This is a genomic window from Staphylococcus sp. HMSC062H10 (assembly GCF_001836945.1).
Lineage (GTDB): Bacteria > Bacillota > Bacilli > Staphylococcales > Staphylococcaceae > Staphylococcus > Staphylococcus aureus.
This window is the reverse complement of sequence record NZ_KV830966.1, coordinates 65205-90129: the sequence shown is the minus strand read 5'-3', so window position 1 is coordinate 90129 and position 24925 is coordinate 65205. Positions and strand designations below refer to the sequence as shown.

At 32.0% G+C, this 24925-nt stretch carries 20 protein-coding genes and 3 pseudogenes; 3 read left to right on the top strand and 20 right to left on the bottom strand.

Going from position 1 to position 24925, the window contains the following annotated elements; all coding sequences use genetic code 11:
* Nucleotides 1-122: 122 nt before the first annotated feature.
* The 8 genes and pseudogenes from HMPREF2658_RS02350 to HMPREF2658_RS02315 form a co-directional block, all read right to left on the bottom strand.
* Nucleotides 123-309, bottom strand: a pseudogene (locus HMPREF2658_RS02350) (hypothetical protein).
* 88 nt (nucleotides 310-397) lie between these two features.
* Nucleotides 398-1462: an Mrp/NBP35 family ATP-binding protein gene (locus HMPREF2658_RS02345; protein ID WP_000958519.1), complete on the bottom strand. Its 1065-nt coding sequence runs from the start codon at nucleotides 1460-1462 to the stop codon at nucleotides 398-400.
* A 147-nt stretch (nucleotides 1463-1609) separates the two neighbouring features.
* Nucleotides 1610-3052, bottom strand: coding sequence for a multidrug efflux MFS transporter LmrS (gene lmrS, locus HMPREF2658_RS02340; protein ID WP_001140994.1), 1443 nt, complete (start codon nucleotides 3050-3052; stop codon nucleotides 1610-1612).
* A gap of 188 nt (nucleotides 3053-3240) precedes the next feature.
* Entirely contained in the window at nucleotides 3241-3714 is a 474-nt protein-coding gene (gene sepA, locus HMPREF2658_RS02335) for a multidrug efflux transporter SepA (protein WP_072468853.1), read from the bottom strand.
* Nucleotides 3715-3835: 121 nt separating this feature from the next.
* The gene (gene sdrM / locus HMPREF2658_RS02330; RefSeq protein WP_001237526.1) at nucleotides 3836-5179 is read right to left on the bottom strand and encodes a multidrug efflux MFS transporter SdrM; all 1344 of its coding nucleotides are present in this window, start codon (nucleotides 5177-5179) and stop codon (nucleotides 3836-3838) included.
* A gap of 279 nt (nucleotides 5180-5458) precedes the next feature.
* The gene (locus tag HMPREF2658_RS02325) at nucleotides 5459-6142 is read right to left on the bottom strand and encodes a PAQR family membrane homeostasis protein TrhA (RefSeq protein WP_000047126.1); all 684 of its coding nucleotides are present in this window, start codon (nucleotides 6140-6142) and stop codon (nucleotides 5459-5461) included.
* Between the two features lie 18 nt (nucleotides 6143-6160).
* Nucleotides 6161-7348, bottom strand: a complete 1188-nt coding sequence (locus tag HMPREF2658_RS02320; RefSeq protein ID WP_000884729.1) for a UTP--glucose-1-phosphate uridylyltransferase — start codon at nucleotides 7346-7348, stop codon at nucleotides 6161-6163.
* A gap of 43 nt (nucleotides 7349-7391) precedes the next feature.
* On the bottom strand, nucleotides 7392-7907 hold the full coding sequence (locus HMPREF2658_RS02315; RefSeq protein WP_000147094.1) for a metal-dependent hydrolase: 516 nt from the start codon (nucleotides 7905-7907) through the stop codon (nucleotides 7392-7394).
* A 176-nt stretch (nucleotides 7908-8083) separates the two neighbouring features.
* Here HMPREF2658_RS02315 and HMPREF2658_RS02310 point away from each other — a divergent pair, with 176 nt between their 5' ends.
* Nucleotides 8084-8344 carry a SunI/YnzG family protein gene (locus HMPREF2658_RS02310; RefSeq protein WP_001251935.1) on the top strand — a complete coding sequence of 87 codons (261 nt, stop codon included), beginning with the start codon at nucleotides 8084-8086 and terminating at the stop codon, nucleotides 8342-8344.
* A gap of 132 nt (nucleotides 8345-8476) precedes the next feature.
* On the opposite strand, the gene HMPREF2658_RS02305 is transcribed toward HMPREF2658_RS02310, so the two are convergent.
* From HMPREF2658_RS02305 to HMPREF2658_RS02290, 4 genes are all read right to left on the bottom strand, one after another.
* A complete protein-coding gene (locus HMPREF2658_RS02305; RefSeq protein WP_001622018.1) occupies nucleotides 8477-9847 on the bottom strand; it encodes a YjiH family protein in 1371 nt (456 codons plus the stop codon).
* A 235-nt stretch (nucleotides 9848-10082) separates the two neighbouring features.
* Nucleotides 10083-11051, bottom strand: coding sequence for a FecCD family ABC transporter permease (locus HMPREF2658_RS02300; RefSeq protein ID WP_000989088.1), 969 nt, complete (start codon nucleotides 11049-11051; stop codon nucleotides 10083-10085).
* Complete coding sequence (locus HMPREF2658_RS02295; RefSeq protein ID WP_001240856.1) at nucleotides 11048-12079, bottom strand: FecCD family ABC transporter permease; 1032 nt, start codon at nucleotides 12077-12079, stop codon at nucleotides 11048-11050. The genes HMPREF2658_RS02300 and HMPREF2658_RS02295 overlap by 4 nt, the downstream gene beginning before the upstream one ends.
* An 11-nt stretch (nucleotides 12080-12090) precedes the next feature.
* Entirely contained in the window at nucleotides 12091-13074 is a 984-nt protein-coding gene (locus HMPREF2658_RS02290) for an ABC transporter substrate-binding protein (RefSeq protein WP_001214650.1), read from the bottom strand.
* A gap of 167 nt (nucleotides 13075-13241) precedes the next feature.
* Between HMPREF2658_RS02290 and HMPREF2658_RS02285 the strand changes: the two are divergent.
* Nucleotides 13242-13371 (top strand): annotated as a pseudogene (locus HMPREF2658_RS02285) (hypothetical protein).
* Between the two features lie 97 nt (nucleotides 13372-13468).
* On the opposite strand, the gene sfaC reads toward HMPREF2658_RS02285, so the two are convergent.
* The 3 genes from sfaC to sfaA are packed head-to-tail and all read right to left on the bottom strand — an operon-like array spanning nucleotide 13469 to nucleotide 17483.
* Entirely contained in the window at nucleotides 13469-14539 is a 1071-nt protein-coding gene (sfaC, locus tag HMPREF2658_RS02280) for a staphyloferrin A biosynthesis protein SfaC (protein ID WP_000951629.1), read from the bottom strand.
* Between the two features lie 6 nt (nucleotides 14540-14545).
* Nucleotides 14546-16303, bottom strand: a complete 1758-nt coding sequence (gene sfaB / locus HMPREF2658_RS02275) for a staphyloferrin A synthetase SfaB (RefSeq protein WP_000262648.1) — start codon at nucleotides 16301-16303, stop codon at nucleotides 14546-14548.
* The gene (sfaA, locus tag HMPREF2658_RS02270; protein ID WP_001622016.1) at nucleotides 16290-17483 is read right to left on the bottom strand and encodes a staphyloferrin A export MFS transporter; all 1194 of its coding nucleotides are present in this window, start codon (nucleotides 17481-17483) and stop codon (nucleotides 16290-16292) included. Before sfaA ends, sfaB begins: the two co-directional genes overlap by 14 nt.
* 101 nt (nucleotides 17484-17584) lie before the next feature.
* On the opposite strand from sfaA, the gene sfaD reads away from it, so the two are divergent.
* Nucleotides 17585-19561, top strand: coding sequence for a D-ornithine--citrate ligase SfaD (gene sfaD / locus HMPREF2658_RS02265; protein ID WP_070854183.1), 1977 nt, complete (start codon nucleotides 17585-17587; stop codon nucleotides 19559-19561).
* A gap of 160 nt (nucleotides 19562-19721) precedes the next feature.
* Here sfaD and HMPREF2658_RS02260 read toward each other — a convergent pair whose 3' ends face one another.
* From HMPREF2658_RS02260 to HMPREF2658_RS14550, 5 genes and pseudogenes are all read right to left on the bottom strand, one after another.
* The gene (locus HMPREF2658_RS02260) at nucleotides 19722-20231 is read right to left on the bottom strand and encodes an Asp23/Gls24 family envelope stress response protein (protein ID WP_000215236.1); all 510 of its coding nucleotides are present in this window, start codon (nucleotides 20229-20231) and stop codon (nucleotides 19722-19724) included.
* Nucleotides 20232-20293: 62 nt separating this feature from the next.
* On the bottom strand, nucleotides 20294-20533 hold the full coding sequence (locus HMPREF2658_RS02255; RefSeq protein ID WP_000002683.1) for a DUF2273 domain-containing protein: 240 nt from the start codon (nucleotides 20531-20533) through the stop codon (nucleotides 20294-20296).
* Nucleotides 20534-20545: 12 nt separating this feature from the next.
* Nucleotides 20546-21082 (bottom strand): alkaline shock response membrane anchor protein AmaP, encoded by a 537-nt coding sequence (amaP, locus tag HMPREF2658_RS02250; RefSeq protein WP_070854182.1) that lies wholly within the window; start codon nucleotides 21080-21082, stop codon nucleotides 20546-20548.
* A gap of 174 nt (nucleotides 21083-21256) precedes the next feature.
* Nucleotides 21257-22819 carry a BCCT family transporter gene (locus HMPREF2658_RS02245; protein WP_000792328.1) on the bottom strand — a complete coding sequence of 521 codons (1563 nt, stop codon included), beginning with the start codon at nucleotides 22817-22819 and terminating at the stop codon, nucleotides 21257-21259.
* A 279-nt stretch (nucleotides 22820-23098) separates the two neighbouring features.
* Nucleotides 23099-24724 (bottom strand): annotated as a pseudogene (locus tag HMPREF2658_RS14550) (IS1182 family transposase).
* Nucleotides 24725-24925 lie beyond the last annotated feature (201 nt).

Genomic DNA, 24925 nt, shown 5'->3' with positions numbered 1-24925 from the left:
TGGAATTAACGTTGACATATTGTCATTCAGTTTTTCAATGTTCATTAATGTTCAATCTCTTTTATTGTACTTCATTAAATTATTGAAGTACAATAACTTTTTGAACGATTACTTTATTTATTTTATATTGTTTTTATAGTTATTTCAATGGTAAGTTTTACACTTTTGAAATTCTTCTTTAAAAACATCATCGCCGTTTTTGACGACTTTATTATCTTATCAACTTTATAATTTAAAGTCAATAACTTTTTTGAAAAATATTCGTGTTTGCAAGTCGCTTCTTTTTTCAATGCGTTGATTGCTTAACACAAGAACTTATTTTACCAGCATTTTAAAACAATTCAATATAAAAACGTACAAAATAAAAGTAATTTTGTACGTTTAGCATATATTATACCTATTTATTTGTCGCAGCTATAACTTTTTGTGCAATCGAGCTATAAATTTTACCTAATCTGTCTTCAGCTTGATAAATTGAAGGTGCAAAGTCTTTTGGATTCCAAGACGGTTGCTCTAAAGGTAATTCCCCAAGTAATTGAGTATTAAGTTCATCAGCTAACTTAGTACCGCCACCTTTACCAAAAACATATTCTTTATTACCCGTCTCTTTACTTTCAAAATAACTCATGTTTTCAATTACTCCAAGAATAGAATGGTCCGTATGTTTTGCCATCGCACCTGCGCGAGCTGCAACAAATGCTGCTGTAGGATGAGGTGTCGTTACAATAATTTCCTTACTTGAAGGTAACATCGTATGAACATCTAAAGCTACATCCCCTGTTCCAGGTGGAAGATCGAGTATTAAATATTCAATGTCTCCCCATTTAACTTCTGTAAAGAAATTCGTCAACATTTTACCTAACATTGGCCCTCTCCATATAACTGGCGCATTTTCTTCCACAAAAAAGGCCATTGATATAACTTTAACGCCATGACGTTCAACTGGAATTACTTCCTTCCCTTTAATTCCAGGCTTTTCATCAATACCCATCATATCTGGTACACTAAATCCATATATATCGGCATCTACTAATCCGACTTTTTTACCTTCACGGGCTAAGGCAACGGCTAAATTTACTGCAACAGTAGATTTACCGACGCCACCTTTACCTGAAGCAATAGCAATAAATTCAACTGGATTATTTTGAGATAATAAGCCTTCTATCGTTTTAGGTTTATTTTCTTCTTTTGGTTTAAATTGATTTACTTTTTCTTCTGGTAACGTTTCAAATCGTATACCCACAGTTTTTGCACCATTTTCTTTTAAAACATTAACAACTGCCATCTGTAAATCTAATTGCGGTGCGCCACCTAATTGTGCCATTGCCACTTTAACACTTACATGTTCTTTTTCTTCCTTAATAGAAACTTCTACAATACCTTCTGTTTCTTTTAAAGGTACATCTATAATAGGATCTTTAATTTCTCCTATTAGTTCTTTAACTTGATCTACCGTTAACAAAGCAAATCCCCCTTAATCAATTTAAAATATCTACATCATAGCAAATAACAATTTTTGCTTAGTCTATCAATAAAAGTATAAAACTTTTCATTAAATAAAAAAAGAAGTTAGCCTATTATTTTCAATAGACCAACTACTATAATTATTTTAAAATTCCCTTCTATTACTTTCTATTACTTTAGGTTCTCTTATAAAAAGCGCTATCACATAAGCTGCCATAACAAGCACAGCTACAAAAGCAAATGAGATATCCACCCCTATAGCAATTGATTGCTGTTTAATTTCAGTTGCAGTTAAATGCGATGGCGATGTAGATGAGAATATTTTTGCGCCAAAACTCATCAAAGTAACCATTAATGCTGTTCCTAATGAGCCAGCCATTACACGACCAAAGTTCATAATAGCCGTGCCATGTGAGATTTCTTCATTTCTCAAAGAATTAATTCCTGTAGTATTTATCGGCATCATGAGTAAAGAAACTGAAAACATTCTAATTGCATATACGACTATTAAATACGTATAAGATGTGTCTGTATGCAAGAAACACAACATAATAGTAGTAATTGTTAAAATCGTAAAACCAGTATAAATCAGTGGTCTAGGACCATACTTATCATAAAATTCACCTGTAAAAACCGACATAATACCATTTATGATTGCACCTGGCATGATAACAAGTCCAGACAATAATGCAGATAGAGCTAAGCTATTTTGAACATAGAGCGGTATTAATAACGCTGGACCAACCATTGACATCATTATGATCATTGAGCTAATCGTACATAATGCAAATGTTCTATTTTTAAAAACACTTAAATTTAAAAGTGCATTGCTTATATTGAATTGTCTACGAATAAATAAGTAGATGATAATAGAACTAATTATCATGGCACCAATGACTACCGGGCTAGTAAATCCTAGGTCGCCTGCACTACTGAATGCATATAACATTAATCCAAATCCAATCGTTGAATACATTACAGAGCGCTTATCTAATTTAGTATATTTCACTTCATTATAGCTTGAAATTGAAATTAAACCGAAGATGAATGCGACTAAAGCAATTCCTACAATTATAATAAATGGTACTCGCCAACTCGCTTGATCAATGATTAATCCAGTAACAGTAGGCCCGATTGCTGGTGCAAATTGAATAACTAAACCAGCTAATCCCATTGCAAATCCTCTATGTTCTTTACTGAATAACGTAAACAATGTGAATTGCATTAAAGGCATGAGTACGCCTGCCCCCATAGCTTGGATGACACGCGCTACCATTAATACGCCAAAATTGGGTGCCATGGCTGCAACAATTGATCCTACTAAAAATGTCCCCATCGCTGCTAAGTATAAAGGTCTAGTTTTAAACCTGTCCATTAAGTATGCTGTTAGAGGTATCATGACGCCATTAACAAGCATAAACCCAGTAACTAGCCATTGCGATGTACTTTCATTAATATTTAATTCTCTCATTATACTAGGTAACGCTGTATTTAATAATGTTTGATTTAAAATAGCTACAAACGCACTAATCAACATAACAGCAACTATGAAGTTTCGTCTCCGGGTTGTTAATTCAACTTTAGCCACCACAATTCCTCCTTTGTAACAAATTTACGTTTATTAGCATATATACTTAAAATATATTTCAGATTAAAGTACCAACTATTTATATCAATGGTTATTATTAACCGTGATTAATTGAAGCAAAACAACTCATTTTCTACTATATGAATAAAAAGAAGTTGGAACACATCATTGCCCCCAACTTCAAACCTCTATTTTCTATTGTTTAGATTTTTACTTTCAGGGTAAAACTGCAGCTTACAAACATATAAAAAGCCTATAATAACCATGATGACCCAAAAATCAATATTGATATACACATAGTTCAGATGAATAATAAAATAAAATAACGTTGTTGCAACCATATAAGAGATTAAATGAAAAGTTGCACCTCTAAAATAAGCATTTTCAGGTAACATTTTTCTAAAATAATCCATCAAATTTTCAACTGCAAATACGATAAAGTAGCCAAATATAATATAACTACCATAATATAGCAAATTGTCGTACATACTTCTGTTATATGTGAAGTCACCTAACCTAAAATAAATAAGAATTCTACTTAATCCATATAGTCCGAACCCTAAAAACGTTAAGAATATCGCACCAGAAAGCACAAAGATAAAGAGAACAATAATTGTTGTTAATAAATTATAAAACTTATGTTTAAGATAATTCATAACTATTGTCCTCCTTACCAATAATAATTTATATTGCTTGTAATTTTAAGATAGTTGATTACACTTCAAACTTAGTAAAATGATTATTTGTTACTTTATTTACACTACATCAATTTTAATCATAATTCTATTCTTTTGTTTGTGACGCCGCTTCTCTATAAAATATGAGCCATACAACGATGAGCCCTACACTTATCAAGGATACAACGCCTAAAATATTATGCAAGTTTGCACCAAACAATCCTGATTTTAATGCATAAAGGTATCCCATAATCGTCGAACCTATTGATGCGCCAAGGTTTTTTGTTAATCCATAAAACGACATCATTTTCTTCATTTGTATTGGACTTGTTTCCTCTTGGACAATTACACTATCTTTTGTATAAATATATCCAAAGCTTAGTCCACTTAAAATTAAGACACATGCTATAAGAATTGGTAATTTTATACCAAACGCAATGATTATACTACTTAATAATAATAATGTAAAAGACGACAAATAGATAACTTTTCTTGATAACTTCGCTTCAATATGGTGCAAATTAAAATTCAATGTAATCCACGCTACAGAAAGTGGAAAAATAACTAATCCACTTTGCAATGGCGATAACCCCAGTTGTTCTTGAAGATACACAGGAATATATAAATTAAAGCCCATTAAACAAACAGCTGTAAGAAGATCTGTAATAAAGACCAAAGTAATCATTCGATTAAATTCTGCTACTGGTAAGAATGGGGATGAAACTTTTTTCTCAACATTAAATAATCGAAGTGCAACTAATATTGCTAAGACAAAACCTATGATATTTAAATATAAATGTTGTTGGTTTAACAATGCAAACATAATTAAACCAATGAAAATATAAAACAGGGTGATACCTTTAGTATCGAATTTTGATTTAGCCACAGTTTTTTCTTCTGGAAAATGAAATGTCCAGACAACCAATATTATTGCAATAATCGCAATCGGTATATTTATGTAGAATAACCAATGCCATGTTGCAAATTCTAATATGCCACCACCTAGAAGTGGTCCAATGATACTCGAAATCCCCCAAACGCTACCAACGATACCCATAATTTTATAGCGTAATGGAATTTCAAACGCTAATTTAGGTACAATTTGTGACAAGGACATCATGACACCAGATCCAAACCCTTGAATTACACGTGATATAATCAACATACTAAAATGTGTGCTTAAACCTGACATTAAACTACCAACCGTGAATAGTGTAAGACCTGCGATAGCAATATAAATAATTTTAAAACGAGTTAATAATTCACCTACTATTGGATTCGCAATCACTAATGCAATAAAGTAAGCCGTAAATATTAATGAAATTAAATTCCCTGCATTTAAATCTTGCTTAATTGTTGGTAACGCTAAAGAAATAATTGATGATTCGATTGCAGCCATAAACATGATTAGTATTAAAGCTATTACAGTTACAATTGATTTTAAACGCATGCTATACCTCCTTTTATAATAATGATAGTGCTATGTAATTTCTAATTTTACTATTTCCTATCTTATCCTCTTTTAAATTCAAATTAGTTTTTTTAAAATCTATTTGTTACACCTACTAAAAAATTCAAATAAACGTATCCATCAAATGTCTGATTAATACAAATTAAGTGCACTCCCAGCTTTAAAAATCATACCGATTTTAAAAAAGCAAAACAATCCTCTATTAGAATGAATTAAGTAATAAAAAAAGCGGAGTTTCCCCCACCTTCTGATAAACTATTACATAAAATATAAAATAGCAATTAAATGCAATAATGATGCTATAACGATAAAAATATGCCATATCATATGAAAATATGGTCTGTTTTTTTGTGCATAAAACCAGGCACCAATTGTATATGACACACCACCTAAGAAAATGAATAATATGAATATCCATGATGTGCGAATAAAAATAATTGGTAACAAGATAATACCTACCCAGCCCATCACTAAATAGACAATTAAACTTAACTTTTGATTAACTTTGACAGCTATGGATTTATATAAAATTCCCCAAAGAGTCGTTCCCCATAATAAAATAAATACTGTCCAACCTATCCAACCACCTACAATTGTTAACAAAATAGGAGTGTATGTACCTGAAATTGCTACGTAAATCATACTATGATCAATAATCCTTAAAATATATTTATGGGGTGTTTCATTTTGCATAGAGTGATAAATTGTTGATGAAATAAACATCATAAAGATAGAAATAACATAAATTGACATACTAACTGATGCAAGTGTGCCATTTGCAATATAACTATGTACAGCCGCATAAGGTAAGACTAATAGTGTTAACAGCGCTGCCAGACCATGAGATGCAGCATTGCCTATTTCTTCTCCAAATGACAATGGAATGATATCCTTAAATGTTTCTACAATTGTGTCATTACTTTTTTTACTTGATTTGGACATCATAGTCACCGCCTAACATTAAATTAAACCCATTCTACGTAAATCTTCAGTCGCTGTTGCAACACTATCTTTACCTTCTTTATTTTTTAGAGGTGAGAACTCTTCTTCTCTAGGAACTTGTAACGTGACAAAACTAGTTCCATAAGTAAATATGTCAAAATAGAACAATTCGAATTTTAAAGTTGGTTGTTCAATAACACCAAAGTTCTCATCTAATTGCTTCAAATTCTTAATAGCTAAATGATAAGGTAATTCACGATTTACAGCATTTATAATAAATCCAAGTTTAAATGCATGAATACCGATATTAGCATTGTTAAATTGATTTGCAACTTCTGGATCTAATTCTGAATACTCCAATACTGTATCTTTACAATCGACATTAACTAATCGTCCAACACTTTCTCCTGGTTTTGGTTGAATCGTTTTAGAAGTAATATCGTAATCATGTTCTACCGTAAATCCTGCAAATAGTGGATCCAACACTTTTACTAAAACATTGTCGATATTATTCAAGAAAATATACTTAACGCCATTATTAGACATTTCTTCTAAGTATCCTGACTTGTCTAAAGATTTAAACACGCCACCATTACCATTTGGCGTTTCCATAATACGACCTTGTTGATTTAAAATTAACTTCCCTTCTTCACTAAGCGCCACAATATTATCTTGTTTAAAGAAATGTATTGCTTCTTGATCATAACCAAAGTAGTTATGCGATTCAAAATAAGCTAAAGTTTCTTCATGATTGATATCACTTGTCATAATGTACCATTGAATTATATGACCAGTTTGTCGATGTAGTTCTTTTAATTGTTTTGCCTGAAGTTCAAATAAACTTACACCTTCAATTTCGAATGAACCTTTAGGTCCTTTATATCCAAGTCTTGTTCCTTGTCCACCTGCCATCAAAAGTACTGCAAATTGTCCTTCTTTAATAGCTTGAAGTCCTTGTTCCTCTAAACGCTTAATCTCATCATCACTCATTTGTGATTTAATATCATATTTCACTTCAGAAACTGCAGATACATCATCTATTGTTTTCTTATTGATGTATAAATCGTTATATAATTTGGCAATAAAATCTAAATCTAATGACGCTACCTTCTCTTCAAGCGCTTCTTTTTCATTATTACTCATTATTTTTTCATATTCACATAAATGATCTTGTTTATATTTAGCTAATTGATTTTTATCTAGCATTTTACGCCTCCTGCTGAGTTTGTAACCTTTAATAATTTATTTTCTATAAAAACTTAGTATTCCAGTTGCTTATTATATCATTGATGAAAGGCTGAAATAAAACATAAACTGTTCCGACCATTAACGCAGTAGCTAAAGATAAGTCTACAAGTCCACCTGTTTTAAATTGAATCGGTGTCTTCACATTAAACGGTAACGGATAAAATAATTTCACGCCTTTTGGTGTTATCATATCTAGTATAACATGTGACACTAATCCAATTATAATTGCTGCCATATAATAATTAGGCGTCTGAATAATTTGCAATAAAAATGCTATGATTGCGATAAATAATATTGAATGCGTAAAGGTTCGATGTCCAAAGATCAATCTCACAAAAAAACTAATTACCTTAAACCTTCTGCCAATCTTACTTTGAGTGTGACATATATCGGGTAATAAGCTAGCTAGAGTTGCTAGAATGATAACCGTAACCGACGAAAAAATATCCGTTTGAAAATATTGTGTTGTTAGCGCTCCAACGAGCATGCCGCATGAAGCATGTGTTTTACCTGTCATATTTGTTCTCCTTTAATACTCACATTTTACCATAAATCCGCCAAAAACACGAACATATTTTCGGTTTGAGCTTCATTAGTATGACACAATTTAAAAAAGTATCACATAACTCTTGAAAACGATTACAAAATCGTTTATGATGTATTTACAAAATATTTAAAGGATGTGTTTGAATAATGGCAATGACAGTAAAAAAAGATAATAATGAAGTGCGTATTCAATGGAGAGTTGCTGATATCAAAATTCCTACAAGTGAAATTAAAAATATTACACAAGACCAAGATATTCATGCAGTTCCTAAATTAGACAGCAAAGATGTATCTAGAATCGGCTCAACATTTGGTAAAACGAATCGCGTTATTATCGATACTGAAGACCACGAATACATTATTTATACTCAAAATGATCAAAAAGTTTACAATGAATTAACTAAATAAATTGTATAAAAAAATCATTCATGGTGAGGGCTTCATGAATGATTTTTTTTAATTGATTCAACTCCCAGCATAAACAAATACAAAAGGACAACTGTTCCCACAATTTTAACAGTTGTCCTTTCTTATATCTAATTACAATAACAAGTGTGCCATCAAAGAAATAATCGGTAGTGTAATGATTGTTCTAATTAAGAAAATCATAAATAATTTGCCGATGCTTACAGGAATCTTGGAACCAAGTATGACGCCACCTACTTCAGACAAGTATATCAACTGTGAAATACTTAGTGCACCAATAACAAAGCGAGTTATATCATTTTGTACACCTTCAATTAATATAGAAGGTAAAAACATATCGGCAAAACCGATAATAATCGTTTGAGAAGCTTGTGCCGCTTCAGGTATTTGCATTAACTCTAAAAATGGAACAAAAGGTTTACCCAATATGACAAAAAAGGGCGTGTAGTTCGCAATAATGGTAGCAATAGTACCAATACTCATCACTACAGGCAAAATAACAAACCACATATCAACGACTGTTTTTAATCCTGACTTAAAAAAGTCAATAACGCCCGGTGCTTTAATACCAACTTCTGTTGCAGTATCAAAGCCGTGTCTCAATGCCGTCTTTCCTTCTGGCAATGCCTCAGTACGCGCACTTTCGGGTACCTCCTTAGCATACTCATCAGGAATTTTATTTAAAGGCCAAATTCTTGGCATAATGACTGCTGCAACAAGGCAGGATACTATCACTGATAAATAGAAAGCAAAAAATTGATTTTGCATGTGCACTGTTTCAGCAACTACAATTGCAAAAGTGATAGAAACTACACTAAATGTCGTTGAAATAACTGTTGCTTCACGACGAGAATAATATCCTTCACCATATTGTCTACTTGTAATTAAGACCCCAACAGTTCCGTCTCCAATAAATGATGCTAAATTATCTACCGTCGAACGTCCTGGCAATGTAAATAAAGGTCTCATAACCGGTCTAAAAATAGGACCCAACATCTCTAACAAACCGTATTCCATTAATAGCGGTAAAAATAGAGCTGCAAATAAGAATACTGCCACTAATGTTGGCAATAAACTTGAAAATAGTAATCCACCTGTTTCATCTGAATATATTACCTTTGAACCGATTTGTAAAAAAGTCATCCACGCAAAGATAACGGCAAGTAATCGCAAAATTAACCAACCTATTCTTACATTAAACGCATTATGCAATAATCCGTCAGGTTTCAATTTATCTTTTAAAACAGTTGAACAAATCAGTGTTATGATACCCGATAAAGTAATTATCGTCACAATTAAAAATGGCATTACGCCACCTAATACATCTTTAAGCACGCCTGCTAAAAATGCCACGGGTAACGTTGTTTGCTTCTGTCCATCTTGTTCGACTGGAATTGGTACTAGAAATAATAAGATACCAATTAAAGACATCGTAATAAACTTAAGTCTCCCAATGACTATCTCTTTCCTTGAAAAGCTATCCATAAAATCAATCCATTTCTCTATGTATTCGTTTTAAGTATATACAGAATTCTATTCAGTTAACAAACATATTCCTTATCATTCTATCTTTTAAAATGTTTATGTATGCAAAATAATGAATAATTACAGTTATTAAATATACGCTATTTCTTGTAATTTTTCAAGATGAAATCAAAAAAGGTTAAGTACAATTACTGATTTCGTACTTAACCTTTTTTAAACTCTAATCATATGTTAGTTATTTCATTCTTCGTAATAATATTAAGAAGTATGGTGCACCGATAATTGCAATGATAACCCCTACAGGAATATCCAGTGGCGGATGAATGCCACGGGCTAAACCATCACCAAATGTTAACAATATAGCACCAATTAACCCCGACATGATAATAACGTGTAATGTTTTATTTCCTATTAATTGTCTCGCAATATGAGGTGCAATTAATCCTAAAAAGCTAATACCACCGACAACTGAAATTGCGGATCCTGCTAATATTACTGCTAAAATTAGCAATAGCATTTTAATAGTTTTAACTTTTAAACCGAGTGCGGTTGCAACAGCATCACCTAGATTCAATACATCTAATTGATAACTCAATAAAATGATGATTGGTATCGTTATTAAAAACCAAGGTAATATAGTATAAATATTCGACATATCATGTCCATATAGACTACCTGTCAACCAAACAAGCGCTTTGTTGGCTTCCAATGGATTTCTAATTAATAAAAATTGAACAATCGCCGTACATATTGCGCCAATTGCTAAACCAATTAAGGCAAGCTTTGAACCTTTAACATCATATTTTGAAATTAAAAATGATAAAAATAAACTTACTGCAAAGGCACCTAAGAATGAACCTATAGGTAATACAAACAAAGGTGCTGTTGGAAAGATCATAATAATAATCACAGCAGCTAAACTGGCACCTTTAGAAATACCTATAACATCAGGTGAGGCTAACGGGTTTCTTATTACAGCTTGTATAATTGCACCTGATATAGCCAAGCTACTACCGATAATAATACCAAGTAATGTTCTAGGTATACGATACTCATTTAAAATAAAATCATCTTGCGTAAAGATTCCCTTAATAGCATCAATCGGATGAATCATGACAGACCCTACACATAAACTTATGAATATACTCACAATTAAAAGGATTGTGATTAAACTATAACGACGTATAATTTTCGTTGTCATCATATTCTTTTCACCCCTTTAATCGTTATAAATAAGAAGTAAAGTGCACCTACGAATGATGTAACAATCCCTACTGGTGATTCATAAGGATATGTAATTAAACGACTTAATACATCTGATAGTAGTAACAAATCTGCACCTATAATAAATGTTAATGGAATCATGACTAAATAATTCTTACTCACATAGCGTTTGACGATATGTGGCACAATTAATCCAACAAAGCCAATTGGCCCTGCTATTGATACAGACATACCTGTAAGAATAATGACTAATAGTCCAATGATAATTCTAACTTTATTTATATTTTGACCCAATCCCTTAGCAATATCATCGCCAAGTTCCATTATCGTTAACTGACGCCCAATAAAGATTGTTGCAATTAATGCGCCAATAAGCCATGGTAAAATGGTTAAAATCTCATCCCACTTCATACTGGATAATGAACCAACAAGCCAAAACATCACTTGTTCATTAGAATTCTCATTTAAGATTATAATCCCTTCAGTCATACTACTAAAAAATAAATGAATGGCCATACCAGCCAACGCTAATTTAATAGGCGTCATACCTTTTGTAGCACCAGAAAGTGTGTAGACAGTTAATCCACCAATAAAGGCGCCAATGACACCTAAATAAAGTGCGTAGTATTCTAATGACGGAATAATAATCGTTACTAATACAATGACAAATGACGCGCCAGAACTAACACCAAAAATCTTTGGAGATGCCAGTGGGTTACGAGTCATTGCTTGCATTAACAAACCAGAAACGGCTAACGCACCGCCAATAAATAGACCTGCAAGCATTCTCGGCATACGTACATTATGTAATAAAAATGAAGCTTTTGTATCCGTATGGCCAGTAACATAGTGAACGATATCGCTAAAATTAATTTTTGAAGAACCAATTGCCATATTTAAATATACACAAATAAAAAGAAAGCACACACTCAGCATATACGTGAGTGTTGTGCGTCTTTTTCTTTTATGATCTATGGCAGATTGGCTACTTATTTCTTTCATAGCCATTTACTTCCACCTTACTTTTGTTCTTGTTTAGATAATTCAACAAGTTCTTTAGCCATTTCTTCAGAAGAAATTAAGCCACGAGATCTTGCCCAAACATCACGGTCAACAATATCAACGCGATTATTTTTAACTGCATTCAATTTTTTCCATGTTGCATCTTCTTGTAACTTCTTGAATTCAGCAGAATCTTTTTTTGCATGATCTGTCATAATAATCATGCGTTCAGGATTTAAATCAGCTAAATGTTCAGTGTCTAATTGTAAGTAAGGTCCTTTCAAATATTTACTTAAACCTTTTGTTACATCGTCACTTAATGCATTTTTAAATCCTAATTCATTTAAAAATTGACCAACATAAGAGTAGTTTGGATGCGCTAGTAATCCAGCTTTCGCAACTACTGCTGGCAGTACTTTTTGATTTCTATCAAATTTAATTTCATCTTTATACTTATTGATTAATTTATCATGCTCAGCAAGACGTTTTTCGCCTTCTTTTTCTTTATCTAAAGCTTTCGCAATTGTCTTGAAAGCATCGATATTTTGCTTGTAGTCACCATCAAAGCTCTTTAATGATAATGTTGGTGCAATTTTGTTTAATTCTTTATTAATACCTTTATGTCTACTGCTATCAGCGATAATTAAATCCGGTTTTAATTTACTAATTTCTTCTAAGTTTGGCTGTTTACGTGTACCTACAGAAGTATAATCCCCAATTTTTTCTCTAACTGGTTTAATGATACGTTTTTTCTTACCATCATCAGCAATACCAACTGGTTTAACGTCTAATGCTGCTAATGCATCTGCAAATGAGTACTCTAATACAACGATACGTTTTGCATCTTTAGGTACTTTTACTGTACCATTTTCATCTTTTACCGAAATCGTATCTTTAGTTGATGATTCTTTTTTACTTGAATTATCCGTATTACCACAAGCTGCAACTAAAAATAAGGCAACTATTAATCCCAATATACTAAAAGTTTTTAGACCTCTCATCGTTCCACTCCTTAATATGTATAACTTCATTTATTATTTTATTGATAACAATTATCATTGTCAAGTAGCGTTCAATCTTTTTTATATTACTAAAATGTATGACTATATATATCCCCTCTAATAATTATGACTACAATTAGCACATTTCCTTAGACAAAATACTGATAATGTATCATGGCTATATCATCTTTGAATTAATACAATTGACACCATTTAGCATGACCGTTATCTCTGTAATTCAGCTGTTATTACCTGTTACATTTTTTATGTGCCGAACTGTTGCACTTAAATAGATAAATCAACAAATACAAAAAATCTAAGTTGAACAATTATGATACAACCGTGTAAACGATATGTAGTATAACTAGTCAACTTAGACTTATTGATAAATATATTAATATTGGTTTACCATAGCAGGAGATTTCACATCAAAATTTTGAAGTAGCGTATCAATATTTGAATCATCAATATATACCTTATGTAAATTTTTCATATACATCGAATGAGAAAGTGCTTCATAATTTAATGAAAAAGATATATGATCTCCAACTTGATAGTGTCCTTGACCATTTAAATCAAGCATTAAATGATCACTCGAAGCACCTAAAATATTGATATGCTGATCCATAGGTGAAATATTATCGACTTTTGTATCTAAATAACCAATGTCTACAATAGCTTGTATGAATGATTCATGCGTTTGTGTATTAACTCGAGGTTTAATTTCTAAAATCTCAGCCTCCAATGTAATCGCATCTTGATATAACATAGCTATCGCTTGATTTGTCGTTGTATCAACACCTCTAAACAACGTTTCACCTATTCGCAATTCATTTATTTTACCCAAATCATTATATAAAAGTTGTGGTAACATGCTCGAATTACCACCTGAAATAATTTTCAATCGATATCCTATTTCTCTTTCAACAGCTGAGACGAATCGATTAATCATAAAGATATCATCATCACTTGGCGCATCAGATTTAAAACACATAAAATTGAATGCTAAACCTACAAAATGGATATTTTTCAAGTGAATAATCTCTTTAATATAATCTAAAACATCATAAGTCAGAACACCTTCACGGCCATCTTTCCAATCTACCATTAATAAAATCTTATGTTTTTTTCCTAAAACTTCTGCTACTTCATTTATTTGATGTATGGTAGATAATTCTGTTTGGATACTCATATCAACTTTTTCTATCATATCTGAAATCTCTTTTTTGGCAGGCGTACGCAATAACGTATATGTTAAATCCTGATCTGCAATACTAATTATGTTATCCAATCTGGATTCTGCAACATGATTGATACCTAACGCTTTTATGCTTTCTACAATTGTACGGTCACCAGCTATGCACTTAATTACTGGTGTAAATTGCATATTTTTACTTTGAAAAACTGTTTGAAGTACTTTGGCGTTATATTTAATCTTCGATATATTTATATTAACGTGTGCCATGTAGTACTACACCTCTTTTTTTATCGGATTATCTAACTCAATATTTAAATATTGCTTTACTTTATTTTCCATTCTCATATTTAACAACGCTTTGACAGTAATTGTTGGTCCAAACAAAATATCTTTTAACTCATTTGCATGTGGTAGTGTTGGGTTAATGGCATGCGCTACTACTTGCTGTACTATGTTAAATAATTCGGTTTCTTCAACACAATCATACTGATTAAAATGATGGATTAATTCTGCCATTTGATTTTGAATAACAGCATGTTGGAATTTTGCAATCACTGCATCTTTAGAATCAGCTATTAAACTATCATTTGTAATTTTAATATCTGATACACGATGTTGTAATGTTTCTAAATCAATTCTAGAACCACCTAAATCTCTCACTAAAAATTGAATGTCAAAATGTGGCCCCAAGTTCACTACTGTATTTTGCATGTGTGCTTCTAATGCAATTCCATAATTTTGAATAAAAGCAATTAAAGGCGGGATTAATGCTTGAGAGTATCGTTCAATAAATGTCGTAATACTTTCTTTAGTAACTCCTTGATTTAACCACTCTAAGTAACTATCCACGATAACTTTTTGATCTATTGGATTTTTATTAACTAGACTTGCACTAACTACTGTTGCACCTTTTCCATCAATTTCAGGCTTTTGTCTTATAATACAAGCAAGCTGACGCGCCGTATCTTTATCAACATTTGCATATTCACCGAACGGTTCCATAGCAACTTTAAATCCTGGATATTGATTCAACATGTTTTGTAAAGCATAACTTAACTTTGGTCCATCTACAGTAGTCACAGTTGAGACTGTTCTAACGGCACTTGTTGCTTGTGCATCGACGGGCAACTTAACATGATATGGTTTATCAATTAAAGACATCGTCCTGAATGATAAAGTTGCTTTTGAAAGTATTGTAAACGGCGTTGGAATTAATATTTTTTTAGCAATCCATGCTTCAAAATATTTCCCTATCGTATGATCATATTGCCAAGGATGTACTAAAATCGCTCTATAGTCTTCACTTTTCAAACCTAAACTCTTCAAAAACACACGAATTTGATTGTAGTATTCGGGAATTATTTCATCAATAATAAATTGATCATTACCATCCATAGCTGTGCACACAACATGGTCTTTTTCAATCATCATAATTTGCAAAGGGATTTCTTTTTCAAACTCAGGTGCATATGCTCGTACTTCTTCCATAGTTAAGGGCAATTTCGTTTTGGTTAAAGGGTGTGTTGGATGCCCTTCTGGTACCAAACTCTCAGAATAAGTTAAATCATCTGTCTTATCACTATCTTTCACATGTTGTAGCCATGCAAAAAAATTAATATCTTGTGGCAATCTTGAAAATTTAAAACTCTGACTTATCAAAGTTTGTCTATGTGACATTTGCTTATAAGTTTCAACTAAACTATCCCGACTATGTATTAATTCTTCGCGTAGTCGCTCTGAAATAGGGATATCAAAGTCATCGTTCAATACATCTAGTAGCCCTTCTAATGTCATGATTAGCGAGGTTTCACCTTTATTTAAATAAGTAATATCACCTGTAAACTCATAGCGTTCTAATGCACTTTTTCTAACAACTTCAATAGTCAACACATGCATATGATACTGAATTTCAATTAAAGATCCTTTTTGCGAAATAAATGTTTGCTCGGGGTAAATACGTTCTTTAATAATGGCGTTAATTACACGATATTGAATATTTCTATCTGCCTTTGCCCATTCAAGATATACCATGATTACTTTCCTCCAACTTTAACTTCAACTTTCTATTTATAAAATAGAATACCATTGTAATGCATATAGTACTTATTCCCATTATTGAAAAAGTTCTAACAATGCCAAACACATCTGCACATATACTCATTAACAGACTTCCCAATGGAATCATACCTCTATCCATCATAATAATACTCAGTACTTTACCACGTTCATAATCTTTAACATTATTTTGAAAATAAACGCGATTTGTCGTACGTGCCCATTGACTAAATAACCCAATCAATGTAATACAAATGAACATGATGACAATATTGTGAAATACCACACCTAACAAAGCAATGCCAAATAAAAATGAACTTAAATAATACATATTTACCATACCAATATATTTAAGTACTTTAGGTAAAACTAATGTTGCAATAATACCACCAATGGCACACATCGTCATAGCGATACCAAATATTTCAGATTTCCCCGGAAATACTTTGTTTGTCAAAACTGGTAAAAGTGTCGTATATGAAAAACCTGTCGCCATAATCAATAATGATGTTATAAATATTTGTCGACCTTCCATATGTAATTTGAAGTAATCTATAATGACTTTTAACGGCATGTATCTTGTTGCATCTTCAGGTATTTTAGTCACTTTAAAATGTAGTGGTAAACATAATAAAACTGCGATAAAATAACAAATTGCCTGTGCAAGAAATGTTGTTGGCGCATGATAGACTGCTAATATGACACCAGCAATGGCTGGCCCTATTGAACGACAAATATTAATGATGAATGAATGAAATGATACAGCTTGTGTAGTAGATATTTTATCTGATAAATCTGGTAAGATTGCTTGTCTTAAAGGTGTTTCAACTGCACTTAAAATTCCTCTTAATGTCGCATATATAATAATGACGCTAATTGGAATTGCAGTGAAACTATACGTGAGCACACATAAAATTGCAGTTACTAAAAATGATGATGAAATTGTAATTCTCAGCAATCGCCCTTTATCATATTTATCGGCAATTGCCCCTGCCCACACACTTAGTAACAATATTGGTACAAGTCTGCAAAAATTGACAACCCCCAGATAAACTGCGTTATGATAAGTGGTAAGTACAAACCAATTTAGCCCTATTTGTCCAATCCAATTACCTAGAAATAGTAGAAAAGAACTGCTAAAAAAATATCTTGTCATAAAACTTACACCCGCATTCTGTTGATAATAAGAATCATTATCATTAATATGGATTATACAAATCTATCTTGCTTTTGTAAAATATTTCATAGAGGTGAATTATGAACTTGAACTTAATTTTTAAAGAACAGACATTAAAATTTAACAAAGAAGAACAAGAAACATATTTATTTTTACAACAACATAATAACGACTGGGCTAATATTTTTAAAGAGATGATTTTACAAGGAAGAGATAAAGTCACTCAGAGATTAGTCACATCAATGCATCGCGAAAACTTAGTTAAAACGCGCACTCAAAGTAAGAAAATATTGAGTCGTGATTTGATTATGTTAGATATCTCAACGACTCATATACTAGAAATCCAGTTCCCACAAGCTAAGCAAACATTATATGCTCCTATCACTGGAGAACACGCCTTTGATCGAATTGATGTTGAAGGCCCTTTCTACATTAAAGATGACATTACAAATACGATTACACGAGTACACCATCCAAATGAAATTCTTGAGTGTATTTTAATTGAAGCACCAGATTTAAAAAATGCTGCTAGTGATCAATTTCAGCAAGATTTGATAAAAAGTGCAACTAATATGACATTTGCAATGAGCTATCAAGCACTGTCAATGCAACATGATTCTGCACCTTTATTTAATATTATCGAAAATAGCGAAGATAGTTACTTGCGTTCAGAGCAAGCCGTTATTGAAGGTCATCCGCTACATCCTGGGGCTAAATTACGTAAAGGTTTAAATGCATTACAAACATTCCTATATTCTTCAGAATTCAATCAAGCTATTAAGTTGAAAATAGTACTGATTCACAGTAAACTAAGCCGTACTATGTCCCTGTCTAAAGATTATGATACAACTGTTCATCAACTATTTCCGGACTTAATTAAACAATTAGAAAATGAATTTACGCCAAACTTTAACTTTAATGATTATCACATTATGATTGTACATCCATGGCAATTAGATGACGTATTACATTCTGATTATCAAGCAGAAGTAGATAAAAAATTAATCATTGAAGCAAAACATACGTTGGATTATTATGCTGGTCTATCTTTCAGAACATTAGTTCCTAAATACCCTGCTATGTCGCCACACATCAAATTGTCGACAAACGTTCATATTACAGGCGAAATTCGTACATTATCAGAACAAACGACGCACAATGGTCCACTAATGACACGTATTTTAAATGATATTTTGGAGAAAGATGTCATATTTAAGTCCTATGCATCAACAATTATTGATGAAGTTGCTGGTATTCATTTTTATAATGAGCAAGACGAAGCAGACTATCAAACTGAACGAAGTGAACAATTAGGTACATTATTTAGAAAAAACATATATCAAATGATTCCACAAGAAGTCACACCAATGATTCCTTCAAGCCTAGTTGCAACCTACCCATTTAACAATGAATCACCTATCGTGACATTGATTAAACGTTATCAATCAGCTGCATCATTGTCTGATTTTGAATCATCGGCGAAATCGTGGGTTGAAACTTATAGTAAAGCATTGCTTGGTCTCGTAATCCCACTAGTTACTAAATATGGCATTGCATTAGAGGCTCACTTGCAAAATGCTATTGCAACATTCCGAAAAGATGGTCTATTGGACACGATGTATATTAGAGACTTTGAAGGTTTAAGAATTGATAAAGCACAACTAAATGAAATGGGATACAGTACATCTCATTTCCATGAAAAATCAAGAATTCTTACTGATTCAAAAACATCTGTGTTTAACAAAGCCTTTTATTCTACCGTTCAAAACCATTTAGGCGAATTAATTCTTACAATTTCTAAAGCATCAAATGATTCAAACTTAGAAAGACATATGTGGTATATCGTTCGTGATGTACTAGATAACATCTTTGATCAACTTGTACTTTCGACACACAAATCTAATCAAGTAAATGAGAATCGCATAAATGAAATTAAAAATACCATGTTCGCGCCATTGATAGATTATAAGTGTGTTACAACAATGCGTCTTGAAGATGAAGCACATCATTATACTTATATAAAAGTTAATAACCCTTTGTATCAAGAAAATAATTAAACTTATAGCATTTTATTAATCGTTAGCGAATGGATTATTTTAGCTTATTAAATACACTTTATACAAATGAGAGTATAACGCATCTCCCATATTCAAATTATTAAAAATCACAAAAAAGCTCGGCACTTAAATTGAGTGCCGAGCTTTTTTATCGAATAACTTATTGTAACCCTTGTCTTTCTTGGTTATTGTTTTCGTTATTTTTTTCGTGTTTTTGTTTCCACTCTTTTTGAGTCATTACATCGTCAACTTGCATGTTAACTTCAACTACATCTAAACCAGTAATATATTTAACTTGTTCTTTAACTAATTCAGTAACTTTACGGAAGATTTTAGGTGCTGATTCACCATATTCTAAAATTACTTTTAAGTCTACAGCAGCTTGTTTTTCACCAACTTCAACAGATACACCTTGTGTAACGTTGTTGCCACTTGAGAATGCATTAGTGAATGTATCAGTTAAGCCACCTTTCATGTCTAAGATACCTTTAACTTCACGCGCAGCGATACCAGCAATTTTTTCAACAACTTCATCAGAGAATGTTAATTTGTTTTTGAATTGAGGCTCTTGATTTTGTTCTTGTTGTTTTTGACGCTCTTCTCTTTCTTTTTCGTTAACACCAGTTTGATTGTCGTATGCTTGTTTTGCTTTATTGTTATCTACAGTCATAATAGATTCTCCTTTTACTTGTTATTTTTTATATTTTTTTAATTAAATTCTAAATTGATGAATTAACTCCATCGATTTAAAAAATTCATAAAATCTTGCTTACGGTCTTTCATATACCCAATACCTACACCAATTAAACATAAAACGATGATAAGTACTGTTTTCCAAAAACCTAACGTTAAGAATAATATCGCGATTAATAGAAACGCTAAGAAACCAACGATTCTCCATTTAAATACTTTTAAAAAATTAATCACTTGTTGTGTAGAGTCTTGTCCGTTTTGGTTATGATTGTTAGCCATGATATACCTCCCTTACAACACTCGTGGACCAGAAGTTTTCTGATCTCTCACATTTACTTCTAACTTACGTACTGGCATTTCTGTAAAATGTTCTACATTCTTTTTAATATCCGCACGAATTGCTTCAGTTAAAGATTGTACTTGAACATTATTTGGTACGAAAAAGTCAGTTTTAATGTCGATATAAGATTTATTTTTTTTGTTATATAGCTTTGCAACTACATTCGGTTGTCTTACTTGGTCATATTTTGCAACTGTATCAAATGCAGTTTTTTCAACAGCTTTACGAGATACGTAAACATGACCATCATCTAAGTCTTTGTATAATCCAGGTTTTCGATGCGTAGGTTTGAAGATACTAAATACTAATATAAGACCTATTAATATCAATAGTGCAGCAAGTGAAATAAGTAATGGTTGGAACCATTCAAATTGAAGGAAGTAGTCTTGATATTCAGTTATACGTCCATCTTGGATATACATGAATAACAGGAACCCCACGATTACTACTATTAATAAGCCAAGGATAAAGTTTTTAAGTCGTTTCACCCCTAACGACACCTCCTTAGTTAAAGTTAATTTAAAAACATATTAAATATGTACCCATCAGTTTTTTTCTTAAACATAATAAATTAATAACTTTAAATTTATTTTTAATATATAAGATGAAGTACCATTTAGTAATATATTCCCTAGTTTTTGTAAATAAAACCTCTTTGTTAATTAATTTCCGTCAATATGTTTTGAAGAACGATATTCTAATACGTCTGGGTCACGATGTTTAATTAAAACCTTATTACTATTTCTCGGTTTCTCCTCACTCAAAGATTTTAAAAGCGACCATATCATCGCTATAATGACCACGGAAAATGGTAACGCAGCAATGATTAATAAATTTTGAATCGCTTGAGTACCACCTGTGTAAATCATGATGATTGCAAATAATGCCATAATGATACCCCAACTCACTTTGACAAATGACTTCGGATTAATATCACCACTTGAACTCAACATACCTAAAACATAAGTTGCCGAATCCGCTGATGTAACAAAGAAAATCATAATAACAAGTAAAGTAATTAAGCTTAATACAAAACCTAGCGGATAATGTTGTAGCGTTGCAAAAGTTGCTGTTTCTGTCGCAGCTTTAGCAATATCGGCAATATGATTATCTTGTAAGTAAATTGCTGACGCGCCGAATACCGCAAAGAATATAATGCAAACTACCGCCGGGACAAAAAGTACACCTAGAATAAATTCTTTAATCGTACGTCCTTTTGACACACGTGCTATAAAGATACCTACAAACGGTGCCCAAGATATCCACCATGCCCAGTAAAAGATTGTCCAATTTTGTAACCATTGGAATTTTTGACCGCCAGACGGAATGCGTAAACTCATACTAAAGAAATTTGCAATATAATTACCTAGACCATTCGTAAATGTATTTAAAATGTAAAGCGTTGGCCCAACAATAAAAAGACCAATAAGTACTACAAAAGCAAGTAACATGTTGATATTACTCAACGTTTTGATACCTTTATCGATACCTGACCATGCTGACCAAGTAAATAATATGGTTGCAATGACAATCAAGATTACTTGCATCGTGAAGTTACTCGGTACATTAAATAAAAAATGTAAACCTTCGTTTATTTGCAATGCACCGAAACCTAATGTTGCAGCAACGCCTGTTACTGTAGCTATGACTGCCAATACATCAATGGCACCACCTAAAGGGCCACGCATTGCTTTTTCACCTAATAAAGGCGTTAATGTAGCGCTGACTAAGCCAGGATATCCTTTATGAAAGCTAAAATAGGCAAACACAAGCGCGACAATACCATAGACTGCCCATGCATGAATCCCCCAATGGAAAAATGAAAACTGCATTGCATCATTAATTGCAGATTGCGTGCCAGCTTTATGAATAGGCGTTAATTTGAAGGCGTGACTGATTGGTTCTGCCGTTGTCCAGAACACAAGTCCTATTCCCATACCAGCACTAAATAACATAGCAAACCAAGATGGCAATGAGAATTCTGGGTCTTCGCCTTCTTCACCTAATGTAATAGATGCGTATCTTGAAAATAATATATACACACAGACAAATAAAATAACTAAAACGAGCAGCAAATAATACCATGAAAAATGCAACGCTATAAATGAAGTAATGTTTTGCGTGAGTGTTTCTAACTGCTTGGGAAATATGGCACCATAAGCGACAAATATTGTACATATCGCTAAAGATACCCAAAACACAAGACTTACAGATTTATTTTTCATAAATACAAACCCTTTCTGTGTAATGGTAAGTTCATACCCACAACTGCAACATTTTAATCATTTGTAATTTTATATAGACACAATTAATAATGCTTCATCTTTTAAAAATGATATATAAAACACACTCAAATTATTTATCATCGAACAACAAAGTATTTTATTGTATTTAAGTAATGCCTTACTATTGCATTATTGAATTGATACCTGCAAAGTTGCCATATTTCCCTTTAGAATCAATAGTCGCTAGACACAAAAAATAGAGCTTGGGACATTAAGTTCTTAGGCAATGTAAAAAAGCTGATTTCTATTAATTATTTGATAGAAATCAGCTTTTTTTAAATGTATTTGATAATATACAGCTCGTCGAGCTACTATTTTCCTTATATTAAGTGCCATTAATACAAAACCTAGCTCTCGTTTAACTTTATTTATTCCTCGAACTGACATTCGAGTGAAACCCAAAATAGCCTTCATAAATCCAAAAACAGGCTCTACATCAATTTTTCTTTGACTATAGATTTTTTTCGTTTCTGGTTCAGAAAGCTTTTGATTAATTTGGGCTTTAAAGTATTCCCAATTATAATTCTTCATGATTTTCTTATTGGATTTCGAATTTGGCTTCATGCATTGTTGCCTCAAAGAACATGCTGAACAGTCATCGCATTCATATAGTTTGAAGTCACGTTTAAAACCATATCTATCATTACGGTATGCATATCTTTTAAAACCTATTCTTTTGTTATTAGGACATATAAATTCATCATTAAGTTCGTCATATTTCCAATTTTGAGTGTTGAAAATGTCACTTTTAAACTTTCTAGTTTTATCTTTAATAAACATGCCATACGTAATAAGTGGCGTTTTATTAAAATCATCTATAATAGCCATATAGTTTTGCTCACTACCATAACCTGCATCAGCTACAATATACTCTGGTAAATAACCGAAGGTATTTTGAATCATTGTTAAAAATGGAATTAAAGTTCTAGTATCTGTTGGTTTTTGAAATAGGTCATAGGATAAAACAAATTGAGAATTTGTCGCTATTTGTAAATTGTATCCTGGCTTAAGTTGGCCATTTTTCATATGGTCTTCCTTCATTCTCATAAAAGTTGCATCATGATCAGTTTTAGAAAAGCTATTTCTATCTTTAAGAATCGATTTTTGCCCTTCATATTTACTTTTTCTTTCAGAATAATCATCAAATTTATTTTTGAACTTCTTAATCTTAGTTCTTTTTTTACGGGTCTGTTTTCTAATTTGAGCACAATCTTCGTTCTCAATAGAATGATTTAAATCTTCGATTTATTTATCTAAATGAGTACCTATTAAATCAATTTCTTTTGTTGTTAAATCGCTATCTCCATCTTCTTTAATCTCTGGTATTATTTTTTCTTCGACTAAGTCACGATATAATGCTTTTGAATTTTCGTTCAATTTCGATTCGTGATTTTGAATACTTTTCTTCCACACAAATGTATATCTATTGGCACTAGCTTCTACTTTTGTACCATCAATAAGATTTTACTTTAAACATTGACTATGGAACTGAATAAATAAAGATTCAATTAACGCATCAGTATTAGGATTCACTCTAAAACGATTAATAGTTTTATAAGAAGGTGTTTGATCTTGAGCTAACCACATCATTCGAATACTGTCATGAAGTAATTTCTCTATTCTACGACCAGAAAATACAGATTGAGTATATGCATATCAGATGATTTTTAACATCATTTTTGGATGATAGGATGTTGCGCCACGATGATGTCTGAATTCATCGAATTCGCTATCAGGTATCGTTTCAACAATTTCATTAACATATCGCGAAATATCATTTTGAGGAATTCTAACAGAAGTTTCTATTGGTAGTGTAAGTTGGGTCATGTTATAATTTTTATACATAAGGCACCTCGTTAATTTAGTTTAGTGGTATTTATTAAATTATACGAAAGTGTCTTATTTTTTTAAAGTATTTCAAAGTAAAATTACATGTTAATACGTAGTATTAATGGCGAGACTCCTGAGGGAGCAGTGCCAGTCGAAGACCAAGGCTGAGACGGCACCCTAGGAAAGCGAAGCCATTCAATACGAAGTATTGTATAA